General features: G+C 73.5%; 16 protein-coding genes. 5 read left to right on the plus strand and 11 right to left on the minus strand.

Going from position 1 to position 21,964, the window contains the following annotated elements; translation table 11 throughout:
- Positions 1-117 precede the first annotated feature (117 nt).
- The 5 genes from sucD to D7231_RS20465 form a co-directional block, all read right to left on the minus strand.
- Complete coding sequence (sucD, locus tag D7231_RS20445) at positions 118-1,002, minus strand: succinate--CoA ligase subunit alpha (RefSeq protein ID WP_106682084.1); 885 nt, start codon at positions 1,000-1,002, stop codon at positions 118-120.
- A 20-nt stretch (positions 1,003-1,022) separates the two neighbouring features.
- Complete coding sequence (gene sucC / locus D7231_RS20450; protein WP_120756927.1) at positions 1,023-2,201, minus strand: ADP-forming succinate--CoA ligase subunit beta; 1,179 nt, start codon at positions 2,199-2,201, stop codon at positions 1,023-1,025.
- Between the two features lie 227 nt (positions 2,202-2,428).
- Positions 2,429-3,679 carry a VWA domain-containing protein gene (locus D7231_RS20455; RefSeq protein ID WP_120756928.1) on the minus strand — a complete coding sequence of 417 codons (1,251 nt, stop codon included), beginning with the start codon at positions 3,677-3,679 and terminating at the stop codon, positions 2,429-2,431.
- A 20-nt stretch (positions 3,680-3,699) separates the two neighbouring features.
- On the minus strand, positions 3,700-6,051 hold the full coding sequence (locus D7231_RS20460) for a DUF5682 family protein (protein WP_120756929.1): 2,352 nt from the start codon (positions 6,049-6,051) through the stop codon (positions 3,700-3,702).
- A complete protein-coding gene (locus D7231_RS20465) occupies positions 6,048-7,184 on the minus strand; it encodes an ATP-binding protein (protein ID WP_241999843.1) in 1,137 nt (378 codons plus the stop codon). The genes D7231_RS20460 and D7231_RS20465 overlap by 4 nt, the downstream gene beginning before the upstream one ends.
- Before the next feature lie 133 nt (positions 7,185-7,317).
- Here D7231_RS20465 and D7231_RS20470 point away from each other — a divergent pair, with 133 nt between their 5' ends.
- Together D7231_RS20470 and D7231_RS20475 are read left to right on the plus strand one after the other, a co-directional pair.
- On the plus strand, positions 7,318-8,715 hold the full coding sequence (locus D7231_RS20470; RefSeq protein ID WP_120756931.1) for an SWIM zinc finger family protein: 1,398 nt from the start codon (positions 7,318-7,320) through the stop codon (positions 8,713-8,715).
- Positions 8,716-9,026: 311 nt separating this feature from the next.
- A complete protein-coding gene (locus tag D7231_RS20475; protein ID WP_120756932.1) occupies positions 9,027-10,610 on the plus strand; it encodes a DUF5691 domain-containing protein in 1,584 nt (527 codons plus the stop codon).
- 57 nt (positions 10,611-10,667) lie between these two features.
- Here D7231_RS20475 and D7231_RS20480 read toward each other — a convergent pair whose 3' ends face one another.
- On the minus strand, positions 10,668-11,081 hold the full coding sequence (locus D7231_RS20480; protein WP_120756933.1) for a coenzyme B12-dependent isobutyryl CoA mutase small subunit: 414 nt from the start codon (positions 11,079-11,081) through the stop codon (positions 10,668-10,670).
- 355 nt (positions 11,082-11,436) lie between these two features.
- Here D7231_RS20480 and D7231_RS20485 point away from each other — a divergent pair, with 355 nt between their 5' ends.
- Both D7231_RS20485 and D7231_RS20490 read left to right on the plus strand, forming a co-directional pair.
- On the plus strand, positions 11,437-12,309 hold the full coding sequence (locus D7231_RS20485) for an esterase/lipase family protein (RefSeq protein ID WP_120756934.1): 873 nt from the start codon (positions 11,437-11,439) through the stop codon (positions 12,307-12,309).
- A gap of 169 nt (positions 12,310-12,478) precedes the next feature.
- Positions 12,479-14,206: a M23 family metallopeptidase gene (locus tag D7231_RS20490; RefSeq protein ID WP_120757161.1), complete on the plus strand. Its 1,728-nt coding sequence runs from the start codon at positions 12,479-12,481 to the stop codon at positions 14,204-14,206.
- A 64-nt stretch (positions 14,207-14,270) separates the two neighbouring features.
- On the opposite strand, the gene pcrA is transcribed toward D7231_RS20490, so the two are convergent.
- Positions 14,271-16,751: a DNA helicase PcrA gene (pcrA, locus tag D7231_RS20495; RefSeq protein WP_120756935.1), complete on the minus strand. Its 2,481-nt coding sequence runs from the start codon at positions 16,749-16,751 to the stop codon at positions 14,271-14,273.
- 94 nt (positions 16,752-16,845) lie between these two features.
- Positions 16,846-17,199: a hypothetical protein gene (locus D7231_RS20500; RefSeq protein WP_120756936.1), complete on the minus strand. Its 354-nt coding sequence runs from the start codon at positions 17,197-17,199 to the stop codon at positions 16,846-16,848.
- Positions 17,200-17,520: 321 nt separating this feature from the next.
- Between D7231_RS20500 and D7231_RS20505 the strand changes: the two genes are divergently transcribed.
- On the plus strand, positions 17,521-18,576 hold the full coding sequence (locus tag D7231_RS20505) for a C40 family peptidase (RefSeq protein WP_241999817.1): 1,056 nt from the start codon (positions 17,521-17,523) through the stop codon (positions 18,574-18,576).
- Between the two features lie 35 nt (positions 18,577-18,611).
- On the opposite strand, the gene D7231_RS20510 is transcribed toward D7231_RS20505, so the two are convergent.
- The 3 genes from D7231_RS20510 to D7231_RS20520 form a co-directional block, all read right to left on the minus strand.
- A complete protein-coding gene (locus D7231_RS20510) occupies positions 18,612-19,727 on the minus strand; it encodes an alpha/beta hydrolase (RefSeq protein ID WP_194959683.1) in 1,116 nt (371 codons plus the stop codon).
- A gap of 227 nt (positions 19,728-19,954) precedes the next feature.
- Positions 19,955-20,638, minus strand: a complete 684-nt coding sequence (locus D7231_RS20515) for a LuxR C-terminal-related transcriptional regulator (protein WP_120756938.1) — start codon at positions 20,636-20,638, stop codon at positions 19,955-19,957.
- Entirely contained in the window at positions 20,635-21,915 is a 1,281-nt protein-coding gene (locus D7231_RS20520; RefSeq protein ID WP_120756939.1) for an ATP-binding protein, read from the minus strand. The genes D7231_RS20515 and D7231_RS20520 overlap by 4 nt, the downstream gene beginning before the upstream one ends.
- Positions 21,916-21,964 lie beyond the last annotated feature (49 nt).

Below are 21,964 nucleotides of genomic sequence, written 5' to 3' on the forward strand. Positions count from 1 at the left end.
CGGCGCGGCGCCGGGCAGGCCCCGGGCCGGGCCGGACGCCCGCCCCGGAACGCGCACGGGCCCGCGCCCCTCGCGGGGTGCGGGCCCGTGCTGCGAAGCCGTCAGGAACCGTCAGGCTCAGGCGCCCAGCGCGGCGCGCGCGAGGCGGGCCGTCTCGGACGGGGTCTTGCCGACCTTCACACCGGCGGCCTCCAGGGCCTCCTTCTTCGCCTGGGCGGTGCCGGACGAACCGGAGACGATGGCGCCGGCGTGGCCCATGGTCTTGCCCTCGGGCGCGGTGAAGCCCGCCACGTAGCCGACGACCGGCTTGGTGACGTTGGCCTTGATGAAGTCCGCGGCACGCTCCTCGGCGTCGCCGCCGATCTCGCCGATCATCACGATCAGCTCGGTCTCCGGGTCGGCCTCGAACGCGGCGAGCGCGTCGATGTGCGTGGTGCCGATGACCGGGTCGCCACCGATGCCGACGGCGGAGGAGAAGCCGATGTCACGGAGCTCGTACATCATCTGGTAGGTCAGCGTGCCGGACTTGGACACGAGACCGATGCGGCCGGGCTTGGTGATGTCGCCCGGGATGATGCCGGCGTTGGACTGGCCCGGGGTGATGAGACCGGGGCAGTTCGGGCCGATGATGCGGGTCTTGTTGCCCTTCGAGCCCGCGTACGCCCAGAAGGCGGCGGAGTCGTGGACGGCGATGCCCTCGGTGATCACGACGGCCAGCGGGATCTCGGCGTCGATCGCCTCGACGACGGCGGCCTTGGCGAACGCCGGCGGGACGAAGACGACGGTGACGTCGGCACCGGTCTTCTCCATCGCCTCGGCGACCGAGCCGAAGACGGGCACGGAGGTGCCGTCGAAGTCGACCTCGGTGCCGGCCTTGCGCGGGTTCACGCCACCGACGATGTTGGTGCCGTCGGCCAGCATGAGCTTGGTGTGCTTCATGCCCGTGGCGCCGGTCATCCCCTGGACGATGACCTTGCTGTCCTTGGTGAGGAAGATAGCCATGGTTGTGGAGTCCTCGTCCCTTACTTAGCCGCAGCCAGCTCGGCGGCCTTGTCGGCCGCGCCGTCCATGGTGTCCACGCGCTGGACCAGCGGGTGGTTGGCGTCGGACAGGATCTTGCGACCCAGCTCCGCGTTGTTGCCGTCGAGGCGCACGACCAGCGGCTTGGAGACGTCCTCGCCCTTGCTCTTGAGGAGCTCCAGGGCCTGGACGATGCCCTTGGCGACCTCGTCGCACGCGGTGATGCCACCGAAGACGTTGACGAAGACGGACTTGACGTCCGGGTCGCCGAGAATGATCTCGAGACCGTTCGCCATGACCTCGGCGGAGGCGCCGCCACCGATGTCGAGGAAGTTGGCGGGCTTGACGCCGCCGTGGTTCTCACCGGCGTACGCGACGACGTCGAGGGTCGACATGACCAGACCCGCGCCGTTGCCGATGATGCCGACCTGGCCGTCGAGCTTGACGTAGTTCAGGCCCTTGGCCTTGGCGGCGGCCTCCAGCGGGTTGGCCGCGTCCTTGTCCTCCAGCGCCTCGTGCTCCGGCTGGCGGAACTCGGCGTTGGCGTCCAGGGACACCTTGCCGTCGAGGGCGATGACGTCGCCGCTCGCGACCTTGGCCAGCGGGTTGACCTCGACGAGGAGGGCGTCCTCGGCGACGAAGGTCTTCCACAGGGTCACCATGACCTCGGCGACCTTCTCGGCGACCTCGGCCGGGAACTTCGCCAGGGCGACGATCTCGCGGGCCTTCTCGATGCTGACGCCCTCGATGGCGTTGACCGGGACCTTCGCGAGCTTCTCGGGGGTCGTCGCGGCGACCTCCTCGATGTCCATGCCACCGGCGACGGACGCCATGGCGAGGAAGGTGCGGTTGGTCCGGTCGAGGAGGTACGAGACGTAGTACTCCTCGAGGATCTCCGGAGCGGTCTCGGCGATCATGACCTTGTGGACCGTGTGGCCCTTGATGTCCATGCCGAGAATGTCCGTCGCGCGGGCGACGGCCTCGTCCGGGGTGGCGGCCAGCTTCACGCCGCCGGCCTTGCCGCGGCCACCGACCTTGACCTGGGCCTTGACGACAGACTTGCCGCCCAGCCGCTCGGTCGCCGCGCGGGCGTCCTCAGGCGTGTCAATGACTTCACCGGCCAGCACCGGTACACCGTGCTTGGCGAAGAGGTCCCTCGCCTGGTACTCGAACAGGTCCACGCGCGTCCGTCCCTTTTCCATGGATATCGCGGTTCGTTGTCTTCTGCGCGGGCGTGCCGCAGGGCAGCGTGACGACGCGATCTTTTACGAGGGCGGCACACGTTCACCGTTGACGCGGCATGTCCGTCTCGCAGGTTATCCCCGCCGGAGGGGCGGCCCTAAATCACAGGTCACACTACGACCGTGATTACGCTCACAGATCGCGACGGAATCCGTACGCATCCGGCCTACGGAGCGTGCGCGGCGGGTATCCCGGCGGCCGTGTCGGGCACGGGCAGCGGGCGCTTCTCCAGGGCCGCGGCCATCACCTCCGGGAAGAGGTCCGGGGTGCAGGCGAAGGCGGGAGCGCCGAGGGCCGCCAAGGCCGCCGCGTGCTCGCGGTCGTAGGCCGGGGCACCCTCGTCGGAGAGCGCGAGCAGCGTCACGAACTGCACACCGGCCGCCTTCATGGCCGCCACCCGTTTGAGCATCCCGTCCCGGATCCCGCCCTCGTAGAGATCACTGATGAGGACCACGACGGTTTCCGCCGGGCGGGTGATGCGGGACTGGCAGTAGGCGAGCGCCCGGTTGATGTCGGTGCCGCCGCCGAGCCGGGTGCCGAAGAGCACGTCGACCGGGTCGGACAGCTGGTCCGTGAGGTCCACGACGGAGGTGTCGAAGACGACGAGGCGGGTGTCGAGGGTGCGCATCGAGGCGAGGACGGCGCCGAAGACGGAGGCGTAGACGACGGAGGCGGCCATGGAGCCGGACTGGTCGATGCAGAGGATCACGTCCTTCTTCACCGACCGCGCGGCCCGGCCGTAGCCGACGAGGCGCTCGGGGACGACCGTGCGGTACTCGGGCAGGTAGTTCTTGAGGTTCGCCCGGATAGTGCGGTCCCAGTCGATGTCGCGGTGGCGGGGGCGGCTGATGCGGGCCGAGCGGTCGAGGGCGCCGGTGAGGGTGGCGCGGGTGCGCGCGGCCAAGCGCTTCTCCAGGTCCTCGACGACCTTGCGGACCACGGCCCGGGCGGTCTCCTTCGTCGTCTCGGGCATCGCCTTGTGGAGGGAGAGCAGCGTGCCGACGAGGTGGACGTCGGCCTCGACGGCCTCCAGCATCTCGGGCTCCAGGAGCAGGGCCGACAGCCCGAGCCGGTCGATGGCGTCGCGCTGCATCACCTGAACGACGGACGCCGGGAAGTACGTACGGATGTCCCCCAGCCAGCGGGCGACGCGGGGCGCGGAGCCGCCGAGGCCGGCCTCGCGCGGGCCGGAGCCCTGGGCGGCGGGGTCTCCCTGGCCGCCGTAGAGCGCTTCGAGGGCGCGGTCCATGGCGCTGTCGGCGCCGCTGAGGGCGGCGAGCCCGCCGCCGGCGCGCTCGGCGGGATCCGCGCCGAGGACGAGCCGCCAGCGGCGGAGACGCTCGGCGGCGGGGTCGGTCGCGGCGGGGTCGGTCGCGGTGGGGTCGGTGTGGGTACGGGCGGTCGTATCCGTACCCATATCCGTATCCGTATCCGTAGTCATCGTTGTGCTCCCCTCTGTCTGTGGCATGCCGATTGCTGTGTCATGCCGAGCAGCAGGCGCATCGTCGGCAGCACCGCCGCCGCGCGTTCCTCGTCGAGGCGTGCCCCTGCCCCGCTCCCGCGGGGCGGCGTTCCTCCCGTCCCCGGCCCGCCCCGGCGGATCTGCTGCCCCACGGCGCGGCGCGTTCCCTGGTCGAACGACGAGAAAGTGCGGCGCAGCAGGGGCAGGACACCGGCGAAGGCCCCGGCCGGCACGCCGGTAAGCCAGTCGTCGACAAGGGCGAGCAGGCGTTCGTCGTGGACGAGGAGCATGCCGCCGGGCCCGCCGCTGCCGAGGAACCCCTCGATCCAGGCGGCGGCCTCGGCCGGCTCCGTACCGGCGGAGAGGGCGAGCCCCATGAGCCGGGCGGCGTGCCCGCCGGGAAGCAGCCCGTCGTCGAGCAGCAGCCGCACGGCCCGCCCGCGGATCCCGCCGGGCAGCCCGTCCCGCCCGGCGAGCACCCCGAGCACGGCGGCCCACCGGTGCCGGAGGCCGGTGCCGGCCGCCTCGTCCTCGTCGGGGGCGGGCTCCGGGGCCAGCAGCGCCACCGCCTGATGGACTTCATCCACCAGGCCCCGCATGGTCGCCGCGGCGTCGGCGTCCAGGCCCGCGCACGCGGCGGGGAGGCCTACGAACACGCGCTCGGCGAGGCCCTCGGCCACTTCGCTGAGCGCAGCGACGCCCGTGCGGCGGACGTCGCCGTAGCGCACGGAGCGGACGAGGGCGGGGAGGGCCTTGGCGAGGTGGGCGACGTCCGTGTCGAGCGCGGCGCGGTCGGCCAGGGCGCGCATCACGGTGGGCAGCGCGCCGGGCAGGCCGGCGAGCAGGCAGTGCTCGGCGAGGGCCGTGACGTCGGCCAGAGTGGCGGCGCCCGCGGCGAGGGACTCGGCCCTGGCGGTGGCGGCGGCGCGCACGGTCGTGCCCCAGGCGGAGGCCTCGGCGACCCGGACCGCCAGCTCGGGCTCCCAGCTCAGCCGCCAGGTCTCGCGGAAGGTGCCGGTCCCCCCGCGGGGGCGGACGGGCTCGCCCCAGTCGACGCCGAGGAGCCGCAGCCGGTGGAGCAGGCGGCTTCGCGCGGCGTCGGTGTCCTTGCGCAGGTCGAGCTCCCGGTCGCGGGCGTCCGCTTCGGGCTTGAGGCGCAGGCTGCGCTGGAGGCCGGCGAGGTCGCGCTGGAGGGGGGTGGCGGGGGCCGAGTCGGGAACTTCGCCGAGGACGTTGCCGACGACGAGCCGGTCCCGTACGAGCGCGAGCGGCACGTCGGAGCCGTCGCACATCACGGCCCTGACGGCGTCGGTGGTCTCGGTGAGCCCGGCGAGCGGGCGGCCGCGCAGGGCGGCGAGGGTGCCGGCGAGCCGGACGGCCTCGATGACGTGGGCGGAGGAGACGGGGAAGTCCTCGTCCCGGAGCAGCCGGGCGACCTTGGTCAGCCAGCGTTCGAGCGGGCGGTCGGGGGCGTGGAAGAGGTGGCCGTACCAGCCGGGCGAGTCGATGCCGGCGCCGTAGCCGCTGCGGCGGGAGAGCCGCCGGTGGGTCCAGGGGACCCAGCTGAGCTCCGCTTTGACCTTGGGCAGGCCTTTGAGGGCCTGCCGGTCGGCGGTGACGGTCCGCTTCACGGCGAGGGCGGGGACGTGCCAGGCGCCGCAGACGACGGCGATGCCGTCGCCGAACCGCCGCCGGGCGTCGCGGATCCTGAGCCGCATGTGGGCTTCGCGGACGAGGTCCCGCGCGCCGTCGGAGCCGTCGCCCTCGCCGAAGGCGGTCCGCAGTTCGCTCATGGCGTCGGCGAGCGCGGCGAAGGGTGCGAGCGCGTCACCGCCGTCCGCGCCGCGGCGGTGCTCGACGGCGTCCTCCCACCACAGCTCGGGGTCGTCGTAACCGGCTGCCGCGGCGAGCACGGCGAGGGGGTCGGTGCGGGAGGCGCCGTCGGCGGGGTCCGGGGTGGGGCGTTCCCCGTCGTCCCCGTTCAGCGCGAGCGTGTGCGCCGCGGGCAGGTCGATGAACCGTACGGGCACTCCCCGCGCGAGGGCCCAGCGGATCGCCACCCACTCCGGGGAGAACTCGGCGAGCGGCCAGAACGCGGCGCGGCCCGGGTCGTCCGCCGCGTGGGCGAGCAGGGCGACGGGCGGCCGCATGCCCTCCTCGTCCGCGAGGTGGACGATCGCGTCGGCCTCGGGCGGGCCTTCGACGAGCACGGCCGCGGGCCGGCACTGCTCCAGTGCGGCCCGTACGGCCCGCGCGGAGCCGGGGCCGTGGTGGCGGATGCCCAGCAGGAAGGGACCGGTGCCGGGGCCGGCGCCGGGGCGGCTCACGCGGAGGCCTCGCGGCAGGCGCGGTAGAAGTCCTTCCAGCCGTCGCGCTCGCGGACGACGGTCTCCAGGTACTCCTGCCAGACGAGCCGGTCCGCGGCCGGGTCGCGGACGACCGCGCCGAGGATCCCCGCGGCCACGTCGCCCGCGCGCAGCACGCCGTCGCCGAAGTGGGCGGCGAGGGCGAGGCCGCCGGTGACGACGGAGATCGCCTCGGCCGTGGAGAGCGTGCCCGAGGGCGACTTGAGCTTCGTGCGGCCGTCGGTGGTGACGCCGTTGCGCAGCTCGCGGAAGACGGTGACGACGCGCCGGATCTCGTCGGTGCCGTCGGGCACGGACGGCAGGTCGAGGGAGCGGCCGATCTGGTCGACGCGCCGGGAGACGATGCCGACCTCGTCCTCGGGCGTGGCGGGCAGGGGCAGGACGACGGTGTTGAAGCGGCGGCGCAGGGCGCTGGAGAGGTCGTTGACGCCGCGGTCCCGGTCGTTGGCGGTGGCAATCAGGTTGAAGCCGCGGACGGCCTGCACTTCCTCGCCGAGCTCGGGGATGGGCAAGGTCTTCTCGGAGAGGATGGTGATCAGGGTGTCCTGGACGTCCGCGGGGATGCGGGTGAGCTCCTCGACGCGGGCGGTCAGGCCCTGGGCCATGGCCCGCATGACGGGGCCGGGCACGAGCGCCTCGCGGCCGGGGCCGTGGGCGAGGAGCCGGGCGTAGTCCCAGCCGTAGCGGATGGCCTCCTCCGGGGTGCCGGCCGTGCCCTGGACGAGGAGCGTGGAGTCGCCGCTGACGGCGGCGGCCAGGTGCTCGGAGACCCAGGTCTTGGCGGTGCCGGGGACGCCGAGCAGGAGCAGGGCGCGATCGGTGGCGAGGGTGGTGACGGCGACTTCGACGACGCGGCGCGGGCCCACGTACTTGGGCGTGATCACGGTGCCGTCGGGGAGGGTGCCGCCGAGCAGGTAGGTGGCGACGGCCCAAGGCGAGAGGCGCCAGCGCTCGGGGCGGGGCCGGTCGTCGGCGGCGGCGAGGGCCTTCAGCTCGCCGGCGAAGGCGTGCTCCGCGTGCGGCCGCAGGGCTTCGGGCGCGGCTACGGATTCGGATACGGGCGCGGATGCGGGTGCTGATTCGGTTCCGGGCACGGTCACAAGTCCCCCTCGGTGTGCGGTTCCGGGATGCGTGAACCACCCTGCACCACCCCACTGACAACGGGCCTTGACGTATCGAATCCGCAGGTCAGGGCGATTGTCAGTGGGTGGTCCTAGCGTGTGGGGCATGAATCCGCAGGGGGGACGATGGGCGGCGGAGACGGTGCTGGCACTGGCGCCTGACGCTGCATCACGCAAGGCAGGAAGCAAGCTCGCGGCGCCCGGTCCGTGGTCGGGCGCGGGGACCCGCCCGGAGGAGGGCGGGGGCGCGGTCTGGGGGGAGTGTTCCGGCAGCGGCAGCACGCCGTACCGCACGGTGGTGGATCTGTCCGGGGAGGGCGGGCCGGGCTTCAACTGCTCGTGCCCGAGCCGCAAGTTCCCGTGCAAGCACGCGCTGGGGCTGCTGCTGTTGTGGGCTTCCTGCGAGGCCGCGGTGCCGGTCGCGCGGGACGCTCCGCCCGGCTGGGCGGAGCAGTGGCTGGACCGGCGGCAGCAGCGGGCCGAGAGGGCCGCGGCGGGGCCGGGCGCCGCCGCGCCGACGGCGCCCGCGGCGCCCGCGGACGAGGAGGCGGCCCGGCGGCGAGGGGAGCGCCGGGCCGCGCGGATCGCTGCGGGCGTCACGGAGTTGGAGCAGCGGCTCACGGATCTTCTGCGCGGCGGGCTCGCGGCCGCGGAAGGCGCGGGGTACGGGCAGTGGGACGAGACGGCGGCCCGCATGGTCGACGCCCAGGCGCCCGGGCTGGCCTCGCGCGTACGGGAGTTGGCGTCGCTGCGGGGGGCCGGGGCGGACCGTGCGGGGCGGCTGCTGGAAGAGTGCGCTCTGCTGCACACCCTCAACCAGGGCTGGCTGCGCCTGGGCGAGCTGCCCGGTCCGCTGGCCGCGACGGTGCGTTCGCGGGTGGGCCTGACCACGGACGCCGCGGCGCTGCTCGCGTCCGGGCCGCTGGTCCGCGACCACTGGCTGGTCCTGGCGCAGCGGGACAGCGACGACGGCCGGCTGACCACGCGCCGCATCTGGCTCCACGGGCGCGGCTCGGGCCGGATGGCCGTGCTCCTCTCTTACGGGGCGGCCGGGCGAGCGCCCGAACTGTCGCTGCCCGTGGGCCTGTCCATCGACGCCGACCTCGTCTACTACCCCGCGGCCCGCCCGCTGCGCGCGGCCCTCGGCACGCGCCATGCGCCGCCCGTGGAGAGCCCCGGCCCGCCGCCGGGGGGCGGAGTGGAGGCGGCCCTCTCCGCGTACGGGGAGGCCCTGCGCGACGACCCCTGGCTGGAGACGTGGCCGGTCGTCCTGGAAGGCGTGATCCCGGTCCCGCCGCCCCCGCCCTCGGAGGCCGGAGGCTGGCAACTTGCGGACGCGGAGGGCGAGTCCGCCCTTGAGGTCGACCCGAGGCACCGGGACGGCCACGCCCTGTGGCAGCTGACCGCCATATCGGCCGGCACCCCGATAACCGTCTTCGCGGAATACGGCCACGACGGCGTGCGGCCACTATCCACGTGGGCCCCGGAACCGGTGCCTCTCTAACGACCCGCCATCCGGCACCGCCGCCGTGGCTGATCACCGCTGCGGCGGACGCAAGGGGGCCCGGCCCCGAGCCGCAAAGGGCACCCGGCCAGGCCATTCACCCCCGCCGCAACGGCGAGCAACCACCCCCGGCCAACCCGGCGGTGCCGGACCCGGCTCAGGCCGTACGGCACCGCCGGACACCAGCGCCGTGGCTGATCACCGCCGCGGCGGAGGGATTTCCCCCTGACCCACCCCTTCCCGAAACCCCTGCGGGGGGCTGCGGGGCTGAGCCCGGGTCTCTTCCCGATCCGCACACGAAAGGCAAGCGCATGGACCACACCTGGGACTCGCTCGTCGGGTCCGCTCTGCTCGGGACCGGGCGGCGCGTGCCGCCCGTGCGGGCCCGGGACGGGCAGGACGTGGCGGCGGCGTTGCTGGACGCCGCCGCGGTGGAGACCGTGCGGCGGCGCGCCGGGGCCGTCGCGGCCGTGGCGCGGGCCCGGCCGGAGCCTGCGCCCGAGGACGTACGGCCGCCCCTGCCCCCCGCGGCCCGCCGGCGCCTCGCCCTGCTGCTGGCCGGAGGCGGGCGCCGCGGCGCCGCCCCGGATCTCACGGAGCTGCTGCCGCAGTGGCTGGCCGCCGCCAACCGGCACGGCTACCAGGCGCCGAAGGCCCTGCTGCCCGCCCTCCTGGAGGCGGCCAGGGCCCGTACGGACCTACGGCAGGAGGCGCTCGCGCTCGGCGGCCCGGGAGCCCGCTGGCTGGCCGGGCTCAACCCGCAGTGGAAGTACGCGCTGCGAGGCCCGTCGGTCGCGGGCACCACGGACCCGGCCGTGTGGGAGGAGGGGCTGTTCGCCGAGCGAGCCGCGTTCCTCACGGCCACGCGGCGGCGCGACCCGGCGGCGGCCCGCGAGCTGCTCGCCGGCTCGTGGGCGACGGAGCGGGCCGAGGACCGCCTGATGTTCCTGGACGTGCTGCGCGAGCAGCTGTCCGCGGCGGACGAGCCGTTCCTGGAGGACACCCTGTCCGACCGCAGCCGCAACGTCCGGGCGACCGCGGCGGAGCTGCTGTCCGCGCTGCCGGGCTCGGCGCTCGCGGCCCGGATGGCGGACCGGGCCCGCAGCTGCGTGTCCTTGGACCGCACGGGCGCCGGCGAGGGCCCGAGGATCGCGGTGGAGGCGCCGCACGAGTGCGACAAGGGGATGCAGCGCGACGGCGTCGTCGTGAAGCCGCCGTCGAGGCGCGGCGAGCGCTCGTGGTGGCTGAGCCAGATCGTGGAGGCGGCCCCGCTGGCGGCGTGGCGCGAGCGGTTCGGCGGGCGCGGCCCGGCAGGGATCGTGGCGCTGCCGGTCACCGACGGCTGGCAGCCGGAGCTGCACGCCGCCTGGTGCCGGGCCGCGATCCGGCAGCGGGACGCGGAGTGGGCGCGGGCGCTGCTCGGCCCGGCGTCGGAGCCGCCCGCGGCGGAGGGCACGTCGTGGCGGGACCCGGCGAAGCTGCTGTCGGCGCTGCCGGCGGACGAGCGGGCGGAGTGGGTCGCGGAGTTCGTGTCGGCGCACGGCCTGTCGGACGCGTTCCGGCTGCTGGGCGTGTGCGCGGTGCCGTGGGCGGAGCCTCTGGGCCGGGCGATCGTGGACGCCCTGGACACGGCCCGCGACGCCGGCAGCTATCCGTGGAGCTTCAGCGGGGTGATGGGCCTGGCCGAACGCTGCCTGGATCCGGCGCAGGCCGACCGGCTGGAGATTCTCACCGCGCAGCCACAGGAGCAGCAGGTACAGGAGCCGGGCGGCGGCCCGGCCACGTCCGGCGCGAGCGCGTACTGGGGCGAGGCGTTCCAGCGCCTCGTGGGCACGCTGCGCCTGCGCGCCACCATGCTGGCCGAGCTGGCCGGCCCGGCCGGGCGCCCCGCCTGACACGGGACGCCCGGACGCGAGGCCGGAGCCGTAAGGGAAGGAGTGGCCGCGGTGCCGTCAGGCCCCCGCCGACTGGCGGACGTTCGCGTTGACCCACTCCACGATCGAGGCCGTCGTGGCCCCGGGAGTGAAGATCGCGGCGACGCCCTGCTCCTTCAGCGGCGCGATGTCCGCCTCGGGGATGATCCCGCCGCCGAAGACCTTGATGTCCTCCGCGTCGCGCTCGCGCAGCAGCTCCAGGACCTTGGCGAAGAGGGTGTTGTGGGCGCCGGAGAGGATGGACAGGCCGATCGCGTCGGCGTCCTCCTGGATCGCGGTGTCCACGATCTGCTCGGGCGTCTGGTGGAGGCCCGTGTAGATGACCTCCATGCCCGCGTCGCGCAGCGCCCGCGCGATGACCTTGGCGCCGCGGTCATGGCCGTCCAGCCCCGGCTTGGCCACCACTACGCGGATCGGACCGGTCACTCCCATCACTGCCTCCATGTACGACCGCCGGTAACCGGCGCCCAGGGATGTGAACGAACGTTATCTCCAGCATCCCGCACCCGGCCGTTTCGCGGTGCGGAGCGAGGGGGAAATCACACGTGGGACAACACGTCGCTACGCACCGTCCGCGCGCCTCCGCGTCTTACGGGTCGCCCAGCCACCCGCGTCGCCGGGGCGGCGAGTCTTCGGGCGGTCGCGAGGGGAGCCGCGGGTGAGGCCGCCGCACCACTGTGCCGACAGCCGCACGGCACAGCGGTGCGGCCGGCCGCGCGCAGCTGCCCGTGGGCGCACACGGGGGGACGACAGCCGCGCTTCCCGGGTGCCGTTCGGGAGGCCGGCCATGAGGACCAGAACCCTGCCGTTCATCACCATCCTCGCCGCACTGCTGCGCCCGTCGACCGCGCTCGTCCGGTCCTCGGTGCTGGAGCTGGCGATACTCACCGGTCATCTGCTGCTGTACCCGACCGGGGTGGTGCAGGAGCGGCCGCCGCCGCGCCGGGCGCTCCCCGCGCTTCCGGCCGCCGGCGACACGCCCGACACGCCCGCACTGCACGAATCCGTCGAAACAGAACAAGAAGGTCATCTGCCTGTTCTGTTGCTGCACGGCTTCATCGACAACCGTTCGGTGTTCGTGCTGTTGCGCAGATCCCTGCGCCGGCACGGCTGGAAGCAGGTCGAATCCCTCAACTACTCGCCCCTGACCTGCGACATCCGCACCGCGGCCCGCCTGCTGGGCCGGCACGTGGAGGACATCTGCGCCCGCACCGGGCAGCAGCGGGTCGACGTGGTCGGGCACAGCCTCGGCGGCCTGATCGCGCGGTACTACGTCCAGCGGATGGGCGGGGATGTGCGCGTCCGGGTCCTGGTCACGCTCGGCACCCCGCACGCGGGCACGCGCGCGGCGTCGCTGCTGCCCGCGCATCCGCTGGTGCGCCAGATGCGCCCGGGATCGGACGTCGTCGCCGAACTCGCAGGCCCCGCACCGGATTGCGCAACGCATTTCATCAGTTTCTGGAGCGACCTGGACCAATTGATGGTGCCCGTGGAATGCGCGCGCGTCGACCACCCGGATCTGAGCGCGCGCAATGTGCGCGTGACAGGCGTGGGACACCTGGCACTGCCCGTGCACTGGGAGGTCGCGGCCGGCATACGACAGGCCCTGACCACGGAAGAAACGGCTGAGGATGCTTCGGGAGCGGCGTCAGTCGCCTGAAAACCGAACGCAAGTCGAACGTCAAATCGGTTTTCGGGGGTTCAGTCCGCCAAAAGGCGGCCAAATGCCCGGACCCTTGCCGCCCGAAACGTGACGAAGATTGTCGCCGTACCGTACCGCCGGGTACAGTCGCCGCTAATTCTCCTCCCTCGGCGAAAGAGACGTGGTGGTGAACGACCGTCACCCGGCGGCGGGCCCCGGCCCGTCCGTCCCCGCTCAGGACGGCTCCTACGGGCACTACGCGTCGTACGGTCAGCAGAGCGCACCGCACAACTACACCGGGTACGACGGCTATGACAGCGGCCAGTGGGAGACCACGGGCTGGGACGGGCAGTCCCCGGACGGGGCCTGGGGGAGCAGCACCACCAGTCAGTGGGGCGCCACCGGCCAGACCCAGATCTGGGACTTCAGCGCGTACACCGCCGTGGACACCGGGCAGGCCGACGCCACCGGCCAGTGGGACACCTCCGGCGCCATCGCGACTCCCCCCACAGGCCAGTGGGACACAAGCGCCATGACGCCGAGCGCCTGGGGCGCGAACGGTGCCTACGACACCTCCGGGCACTGGGAGGTGACCGGGCAGACCGACTTCCCCGCGCAGGCACAAGCGCAGGCACAAGCCCAGGCGCACCCGCAGGGCCAGAGCTGGGACACCAGTGGCACCGGGCAGTTCTCCTCCTGGGACACCGGCGCCGGGCAGGCCGCCGCGTCAGGCCAGTGGGACACCTCCGGGCAGTGGGACACCTCGGGCGGTCAGAACCAGTGGGACACCGGCGCCGGGCAGACCCAGATCTGGGACACCAGCGCGTACGCCGCCATGGACACCGGCCGGGCGGGCCAGGGCCCCGAGGCCGGCGGAGAGCCGCAGCACGCCCCGACCCTCATGACCGACCTCTCCGGCATCGAGGCGATGGAAGCCGCGATGGATGCGGCCGCGGCCGATGCCGCGGGCCCGCAGGCCGCCCCCGAGGGAGGCCTCTCCCCCGCCGGTGCCGTCGCGAACGCCGAGACGCAAGCCATGCTGTTCGTCCCCCCGGCCCGCGACGGCGACGTCCCGGCCCCGGGCGACGACACCCCCGGCGAGGCCCGCGCCGCCCACGGCCGCGAGACCCATGGCGGCGAGGCCCGCGGCCGCGACGCCCACTCCCGGGCCGGCCGCCGCAAGGGCGGCCCGTCCCGTACGGGATACCGCCCCCGCCGCAAGGCCCTGCTGACCATCGCCGTGCCCTCGGCCGCCGTCATAGGAGTCGCCGGGATCGCCGCCGCGACCGTCTCCGGCGGGCAGAGCGACAGCAAGCCCCAGGCCGCCTCCGCCCCGGACAGCGCCCCCGCCCCGGCCATGGCCAACAGCAAGCTGGACACCCAGCTCGCGAGCCTCAGCCACGGCGCCGACGACTTCGCGACCCGCGCCAACCGCACGCAGGAGCGCATCGACCTCAAGGCGCGCCAGGAAGCGGAGAAGAAACGTAAAGCGGAGGAAGCGGCCCGCAAGGAGGCCGAGCGGCCGAAGTACTCCCTCCCCGTAGCGCAGCACGGCCTGAGCGCCTATTACGGCCAGGCCGGCGTCAACTGGATGTCGGTGCACACCGGCATCGACTTCCCCGTCTCCTACGGCACGCCCGTCATGGCGGCCACGGACGGCACGGTCCGCACGCAGTACAACGTGGCCTACGGGAACATGGCCATAGTGACCTCGCCCGACGGCGTCGAGACCTGGTACTGCCACCTGAGCAGTACCAAGCTCCGGTCCGGCCAGGTCAAGGCCGGTGACGTCATCGCCTACTCCGGCAACTCCGGCAACTCCACCGGCCCGCACCTGCACTTCGAGGTGCGTCCCGGCGGCTCGGCCGTGGACCCCCTGCCGTGGCTGCGGGCGCACGGCTTCGACCCGACGTAGCCCGGCACGGCCCGGCGTGAGCGGCCCCGCCCGCGGGGGCGGGGCTGCTCCCGCCGGGACGGGGCTACAGCTTCTCGACCGGTGCGTAGCGCAGGAGCAGCCGCTTCGGCTTCTCCTCGCCGAAGTCGACCGTGGCCTCGGCGTTGTCGCCGCTGCCCTTGACGCCGACGACGGTGCCGAGCCCGAACGAGTCGTGCGTGACGCGGTCGCCCACGGCCAGGGCCACCACCGGCCGGTCCTTCGCGCGGCGCGTGGCGAAGCCGGACGGGCCGGCCTTGCGCGTCGTGAAGCCCGAGGTGATCCCGGAGCCCAGACCGCCGCCGCCCGAGCTCCCCGAGCCGATCGAGCTCATCGACGCCGACGGCTTCGAGGGGCCGGTGCGCCGCCACTGCACGTACTGGTCCGGGATCTCCTCCAGGAACCGCGACGGCGGGTTGTACGCGGGCTGGCCCCAGGCGCTGCGCATGCTCGCGCGCGTCAGGTACAGCCGCTCGCGGGCGCGGGTGATGCCCACGTAGGCGAGGCGCCGCTCCTCCTCCAGCTCCTTGGTCTGGCCGAGGGCGCGCATGTGCGGGAAGACGCCGTCCTCCATGCCGGTGACGAAGACGACGGGGAACTCCAGGCCCTTCGCCGTGTGCAGGGTCATCAGCGTGATGACGCCGCCGCCTTCCGCGTCCTCGTCGGGGATCTGGTCGGAGTCGGCGACGAGGGCGACCTTCTCCAGGAACTCGGCCAGCGTGCCGGGGTTCTCGGCGCCCTCGTCGGAGGCGCGCTCCTGCTCGAACTCCAGGGCCACGGCCGCGAGCTCCTGGAGGTTCTCCACGCGGGTCTCGTCCTGGGGGTCGGTGGAGGATTGCAGCTCGGCGAGGTAGCCGGTGCGCTCCAGGACCGCTTCGAGCACCGTGGCGGGGCCGGCGCCGGACTCGGCGATCGTGCGGAGCTCCTCCATCAGGACGTTGAAGCGCTTGACGGCGTTGGCCGAGCGGGCGGCCATGCCGTAGGCCTCGTCGACGCGGCGCAGCGCCTGCGAGAAGCTGATCTTCTCGCGCAGCGACAGGGCGTCGATCATGGCTTCGGCGCGCTCGCCGATGCCGCGCTTGGGCACGTTGAGGATGCGGCGCAGCGGGACGGTGTCCTCGGGGTTGGCGAGGACACGCAGGTACGCCAGGACGTCGCGGACCTCCTTGCGCTCGTAGAAGCGCACGCCGCCGACGACCTTGTAGGGCAGGCCGACGCGGATGAGGATCTCTTCGAAGACGCGGGACTGGGCGTTGGTGCGGTAGAAGACGGCGACGTCGCCGGCCTTGGCGTCGCCGGCGTCGGTGAGGCGGTCGATCTCGTCGGCGACGAACTGGGCCTCGTCGTGCTCGGTGTCGGCGACGTAGCCGGTGATGGCGGGGCCGGCGCCGGCCTCGGTCCACAGGTTCTTCGGGCGGCGGCTCTCGTTGCGCTCGATGACCGCGTTGGCGGCGTTGAGGATCGTCTGCGTGGAGCGGTAGTTCTGCTCCAGGAGGATCGTCGTGGCGTCGGGGTAGTCCTCCTCGAACTGGAGGATGTTGCGGATCGTGGCGCCGCGGAAGGCGTAGATCGACTGGTCGGCGTCGCCGACGACGCACAGCTCGGCCGGGCCCTCCTCGGGCGCCGACTCCGCGGTGCCGACGAGCTCGCGCACGAGGGTGTACTGCGCGTGGTTGGTGTCCTGGTACTCGTCGACCAGGACGTGCCGGAAGCGGCGGCGGTAGTGCTCGGCCACGTCCGGGAAGGCCTGGAGCAGGTGCACCGTGGTCATGATGATGTCGTCGAAGTCGAGGGCGTTGGCCTCGCGCAGCCGCGACTGGTACATCGCGTACGCCTCGGCGAGCGTCTTCTCGAACCCGTCGGCGGCCTGCGCGGCGAAGGCCTCCTCGTCGATCAGCTCGTTCTTGAGGTTGGAGATCTTCGCGCTGAACGACTTCGGCGGGAACTTCTTCGGGTCGAGGTCGAGGTCCCGGCAGACGAGCGCCATGAGCCGCTTGGAGTCGGCCGCGTCGTAGATCGAGAAGGAGGAGGTGAAGCCGAGCTTCTTGCTCTCGCGGCGCAGGATCCGCACGCACGCACTGTGGAAGGTCATCACCCACATGGCGTTGGCGCGCGGGCCGACGAGCTGCTCGACGCGCTCCTTCATCTCGCCCGCGGCCTTGTTGGTGAAGGTGATCGCGAGGATCTGGCCGGGGTGCACGTGCCGGGCGCCGAGCAGGTGGGCGATGCGGTGGGTGAGCACGCGCGTCTTGCCGGAGCCGGCGCCGGCGACGATGAGCAGCGGGGAGCCTGTGTGCACCACGGCGGCGCGCTGCTGGTCGTTCATGCCCTCCAGCAGCGCGGCCGGGTCCACGACGGGCCGGTGGGCGCCGTCGCGGTAGAAGGCCTCGCGGGGGACGGGCACGTCGAACGCGCCCTGGAAGAGGTCGTGCGGCACCGGCTCCGGGGCCGTGTCCTCCGGGGGCGGGGGCTCTTCGTCCGCGGGGCCGAGGTCCGCCAGGAAGCTGTCGTCAAAGAGGCTGCTCATCGCCTCCCGAGTCTAGGCGGCCCCACTGACACCCGGCCCCGCATTCACGGCGACAGTGGTCACCCCCACAGCCGGGGCGGGCGGGCGCCGCTGGTCACACCCACATCACCGCGATGAAGATGTTCGCCGCGGTGAGCGCGCCCACGGCGCCGAAGACCGGGGCCGGGACCTTCTCGTCGTCGCGCTTGACGTAGACGAGGCCGAGGATCACCACCAGCAGCGCGAGCTTGGTGCCGAGCTTGACCATGTTGAGGGTGTCGTCCTGGGACTGGTGGAGGCCCGCCAGGGCCACGCCGGTGACCAGCATGGTCAGCGCGCCGTGCAGCATGGCGGGCACCATGCGCGCCTCGCCCTTGCCCATGGCCTTCATCTGGGTCATGAAGCCGCCGAGCAGCGCGCCGATGCCGACGATGTGCAGGCCGACGACGGCGTGAATGAGTACGTCCATGGGGCCAGACCCTAGCCGGGGCCATATCACCCACCGGCAGCCAGGTGGGGCGCAATCGCCACTTCGGTCACGCGCAGCCTCCATCCCTCCGCGGGGGCGGGGCCGACATGATCACCGCTCAGTGCGGCGCGATCGATTTCATCCACTACCGGTCATCGGCGTTCTGGAGCGTGACCTTGCGGAATAGCGTCCTGGCGCAGACGGCGGCGGCCCGCACGCTCCCCCCTCGTGGCGGGCCGCCGCCGTGCACCGTCCGGCGGCGGCCATCCGGTCCCGCGGGCGGAGCAGGAACAGCAGGTCTGGAAGGAAGTGACGGCCGGCGTGGCAGCAGCGCACCGCAAGCCAAAGCAGCACCCGCTCACCAGCAGCACCGTACGGACCGCGGCCGGTCTCGCCCTCGCGGGCGCCGCCACCGCCACGCTCCTCGACGGCACCGCGCAGGCCGCTCCCCCGCCCTCCACGGCCCAGCTCAGAGCCCGGGTCGACCAGTACTACCGCGAGGCCGAGGAGGCCACCGAGCGCTACAACGGCGCCAAAGAGAAGGCCGACAAGGCCGAGGCCGACCTGGACGGGCTGCGCGATCAGGCCGCCCGCAGGACCGAGCGGCTCAACGCCGCCCGCAACGCCCTGGGCTCCTACGCCACCGCCCAGTACCGCGAGGGCGGCATGCCGGCGAGCGTGCAGCTGATCCTGTCCTCCTCCCCCGGGCAGTACCTGGAGCGGGCCTCGCTGGCCCACCAGGCGGGCAGCAGGCAGGCCGTCGCCGTCAAGCGGTACGAGCGGGAGGTGCGGGAGGTGCAGCAGGTCCGTACGGCCGCCGACGCCCGCCTCGCGGAGCTCAAGCACGAGCAGGCCGGCCTCGCCCGCCACAAGCACGCCGTCGAGGGCAAGCTCGCGCAGGCGCGGCGCGTGCTGGCGGAGCTGCCGGAGGAGGAACGGGCCGCCGTGGAGCGCGGGGACGCCGCGGGGCCCGCCACCGCCGCCCGCGCCGACCGTTCGGAGCTCCGGGACGGCTTCCAGGCCCCCACGGAGCGGGCCGCGCGGGCGGTGGCGTTCGCGTACGCCGCGCTCGGCAGGCCCTACGTGTGGGGGGCGACCGGCCCCGCCGCCTTCGACTGCTCGGGCCTGACCCAGGCCGCCTGGCAGGCGGCCGGCGTCTCCCTGCCGCGCACCACGTACACCCAGATCAACGCGGGCCGGCGGGTCTCCCGGAGCGCGCTCGCCCCCGGTGACCTGGTGTTCTTCTACTCCGGCATCAGCCACGTCGGGCTCTACGTCGGCGGCGGGAAGATGATCCACGCCCCGCACCCGGGCGCGCCGGTACGGGTCGCGCCGGTCGATGAAATGCCGTTCGCCGGGGCCGCCCGGCCTGTGTGACCGGCCTGTGTGATCAGCCCCGTCACGGGCCGGGGCTACGGCTTGATCTGGTGTGACAGCCACTTGAAGACGTCGGGTACCTGCCGCTTCCACACGGCCGTGCCGTGGCCGCCCGCGCCCGCGGGGACCTTCGTCACCTGCACGGTCGTCGGCGGCTTGGCCGCCTGCTTGAGCGCCATGCCGCCCTGGTAGCCGTCGGCCTCCGCGCCGGAGACGAACAGCGCCACGTGCGGCGGCGTCTTGGCGCTCTCCAGCATCTTCAGCGGGTTGTTCTCGGTGCGCAGCTCGGGCGACTTCGCCGTCAGCGAGGAGGGCTCGCCGATGGGGTCGTTGTAGCCGGAGAGGCTCACGCCCGCGCGGTAGCGGTCGGGGTGGGCGACGGCCAGCTTGGTGGCGCAGTGCGCGCCCGCCGAGTAGCCCGCGACGGCCCAGCCGTCGGGCTTCTCCTGCGCGCGGAAGGTGTCCGTGACCATCTTGCGGACGTCGACGCTCAGCCAGGTGTCGGCGTTGACCTTGCCGGGGATGTTGGCACAGCCGGTGTCGGTGTCGCCGAGCAGGGTGGTGCGGGGCGCGACGATGATGAAGGGCTCGACCTCGCCCTTCTTCATCATCGGCGCCAGCTGGGTGTTGACCTCCAGCGTGCCGAACCAGGCCTTCGCCGAGCCCGGGAAGCCCGGGAGGACCTCGACCACGGGGAACTTCTTGTCCTTGTACGCGGGGTCGTCGTACTGCGGCGGCAGCCAGACGTACACCTCGCCCTCGACGCCCGATATGCGGCCCTTGAGCTGGGTCTCCTGCACCCCGGGGCCCATCCGCTTGTCGGAGGCGGGCTTGAACTCCTGCGGGTGCTTGGGCGCCTCCTCGACGTTCTTGCCGCCGGTGCCGTCGGGGCCGAGGTCGGCCGCGGCCCGGACGTGGTCGCCGGTGCCGAGGAGGTCGTCCCAGTTGTCGAAGAGGCCGTTGGCGTTGTTGACGATCACAAACACCATGGCGATGGCGGTGACCTGCGCGAACAGCAGCATGAGCAGCCGCGCCGCCTGCCGTACGAGCTTGGGGCCGCCGATCCTGCCCCACAGCGCCAGGGGCAGCACGAGGGCCACCACGACCAGCGCGACCGTGGTGAGGAGGAAGGGCGTCCCCGTCAGGCTCATCGGGCTCTCGTTTCGGATCTCGGGCCCCGCGCGGGGCCGGGGCCCTGCGTGCGTGAGAGCCTCTCGTCCGTTCAAGAGGGCCGGTGGGCCGGGGAGGTTCCTCGCCCTCCCCCGTACGGCGCACACTTATCCGAATTCGGGCCCGGCCGCCGGGGACAATCCGGAAGCCGGGGTTCAGACCGGGCCGGGTGCCCGGGACGCACCCGGGGTACGGCCCGGCCCGGGGCTCAGACCAGGCGGCGGGCGGTCGCCCAGCGGGTGAGCTCGTGGCGGTTGGAGAGCTGGAGCTTGCGCAGCACCGCCGAGACGTGCGACTCGACGGTCTTCACCGAGATGAAGAGCTGCTTGGCGATCTCCTTGTACGCGTAGCCGCGGGCGATCAGGCGCAGCACCTCGCGCTCGCGCTGGGTGAGCCGGTCGAGGTCCTCGTCGACGGGCGGGGCGTCGGTGGAGGCGAAGGCGTCGAGGACGAAGCCGGCCAGCCGCGGGGAGAAGACGGCGTCGCCGTCCTTGACCCGGAAGACGGCGTCGACGAGATCCGTGCCGGTGATGGTCTTGGTGACGTAGCCGCGGGCACCGCCGCGGATGACGCCGATGACGTCCTCGGCGGCGTCCGAGACGGACAGCGCGAGGAAGCGCACCGGGCGCTCGGCGTCGGCCATCAGGGAGGCGCAGCGGCGCAGCACCTCGACCCCGCCGCCGCCGGGCAGGTGGACGTCGAGCAGGACGACCTCGGGGCGGGTGGCGGTGATGACGGTGACCGCCTGGTCGACGTCGGCGGCCTCGCCGACGACCTCGACGCCCGTCCGGTCGGTGGCCCCGATCTCGGCCTGCACGCCCGTACGGAACATGCGGTGGTCGTCCACCAGCACGACCCGTGCGTGGCGCTGCACCGTCTCTTCGGTCGTCATGACGCGTTCTCCGCCCTCTCCATTTCCAGCTCCACTTCGGTTCCCCCACCGGGCACGGACCGCAGCCGGGCCGTGCCGCCGTTGCGCTGCATCCGGCCGATGATGGACTCGCGGACGCCCATGCGGTCGTCCGGCACCGCGTCCAGGTCGAAGCCGGGACCGCGGTCGCGCACGGAGAGGAAGACCGTACGCTCCTCGACCTCGGCGTACACCTGGACGGCGCCGCCCTCGCCACCGTACTTGGCGGCGTTGACCATGGCCTCACGGGCGGCTTGCAGCTGGGCGGCGAGGCGCTCGTCGAGCGGGCAGTCGCCGACGACGACCACCTCTATGGGCACGCCGTGGTAGTCCTCGACCTCGGCGGCGGTGGCCTTGACGGCCTCGGCCAGGGTGTCGGGCTGCTCGGCCTCGTCCTTCCCGCGGCCCTCCGGGCGGTAGAGCCAGGCGCGCAGCTCGCGCTCCTGGGCACGGGCCAGGCGGGCCACCTCGCGGGGGTCCTCGGCGTTGCGCTGGATCAGGGTGAGGGTGTGCAGGACGGAGTCGTGGACGTGGGCCGCGACCTCGGCGCGCTCCTGGGCGCGGATGCGCATCGTGCGCTCGGCGGACAGGTCCTGGGTCATGCGGACGAGGGAGGGGCCCGCCAGCAGCGCTATGCCGACCAGCACGGCCAGGGAGGCCTGGAGGACCGTGCCGAGGTGCTCGGCGGAGCCCTGGAGGACGACGATGCCCGTGACGCCGGCGGCGGCGAGGGCGACGCCGGCCGCGACGCGCGCGAGCGGCAGGACCCGCTTGCTGCGGCCGACCTGCATCCAGTGCGCCCGGCGGGCGTTGTCGGCCTGGCGCCAGACGAGGGCGACGCCGGCGCCGACCAGCACCAGCGGCCAGATGTAGGCGTTGGCGCGGCCGAGGTGGAGGTTGTCCACGAAGATCGCGGCGCCGATGACCAGGGCGGCGAGGGCGACGACCTGCCCGCGGTCCGGCTTGCGGGCCAGGAGGCGCCGGCGGCCGTCGGGGGCCGTCTCGGCGGGCAGCGGGCGCGGAGCCTCGACGCCGCCCACGCCGAGCGGCACCACGAACCAGAACACCGCGTAGAGCACGGCGCCCATGCCCTGGGCCAGCAGCAGCGCGACGAAGACCAGGCGCACCCAGGACACCGGCAGGCCCAGATGACCGGCGAGACCGCGCGCGACACCGCCGAACATGCGGCCCTCGGCGCTGCGGTAGAGCTTGCGCAGCGGCGGGGCGTCGGGGTGCTGCGGACGGGACGGCGCGGTCATGTACTGATCGTCACATGCCCGCGGGGGCCGGGGCATCAGGGTTCGCCCC

Source organism: Streptomyces klenkii (assembly GCF_003626645.1).
GTDB lineage: Bacteria > Actinomycetota > Actinomycetes > Streptomycetales > Streptomycetaceae > Streptomyces > Streptomyces klenkii.

What these genes read in the sequence shown, in the direction of transcription:
- sucD (WP_106682084.1), bottom strand. Translation starts at nt 1,002, where the DNA reads ATGGCTATCTTCCTCACCAAGGACAGCAAGGTCATCGTCCAGGGGATG.
- D7231_RS20455 (WP_120756928.1), bottom strand. Translation starts at nt 3,679, where the DNA reads ATGGGTACGGATACGACCGCCCGTACCCACACCGACCCCACCGCGACC.
- D7231_RS20470 (WP_120756931.1), top strand. Translation starts at nt 7,318, where the DNA reads ATGAATCCGCAGGGGGGACGATGGGCGGCGGAGACGGTGCTGGCACTG.
- D7231_RS20475 (WP_120756932.1), top strand. Translation starts at nt 9,027, where the DNA reads ATGGACCACACCTGGGACTCGCTCGTCGGGTCCGCTCTGCTCGGGACC.
- D7231_RS20480 (WP_120756933.1), bottom strand. Translation starts at nt 11,081, where the DNA reads ATGGGAGTGACCGGTCCGATCCGCGTAGTGGTGGCCAAGCCGGGGCTG.
- D7231_RS20485 (WP_120756934.1), top strand. Translation starts at nt 11,437, where the DNA reads ATGAGGACCAGAACCCTGCCGTTCATCACCATCCTCGCCGCACTGCTG.
- pcrA (WP_120756935.1), bottom strand. Translation starts at nt 16,751, where the DNA reads ATGAGCAGCCTCTTTGACGACAGCTTCCTGGCGGACCTCGGCCCCGCG.
- D7231_RS20500 (WP_120756936.1), bottom strand. Translation starts at nt 17,199, where the DNA reads ATGGACGTACTCATTCACGCCGTCGTCGGCCTGCACATCGTCGGCATC.
- D7231_RS20510 (WP_194959683.1), bottom strand. Translation starts at nt 19,727, where the DNA reads ATGAGCCTGACGGGGACGCCCTTCCTCCTCACCACGGTCGCGCTGGTC.
- D7231_RS20515 (WP_120756938.1), bottom strand. Translation starts at nt 20,638, where the DNA reads ATGACGACCGAAGAGACGGTGCAGCGCCACGCACGGGTCGTGCTGGTG.
- D7231_RS20520 (WP_120756939.1), bottom strand. Translation starts at nt 21,915, where the DNA reads ATGACCGCGCCGTCCCGTCCGCAGCACCCCGACGCCCCGCCGCTGCGC.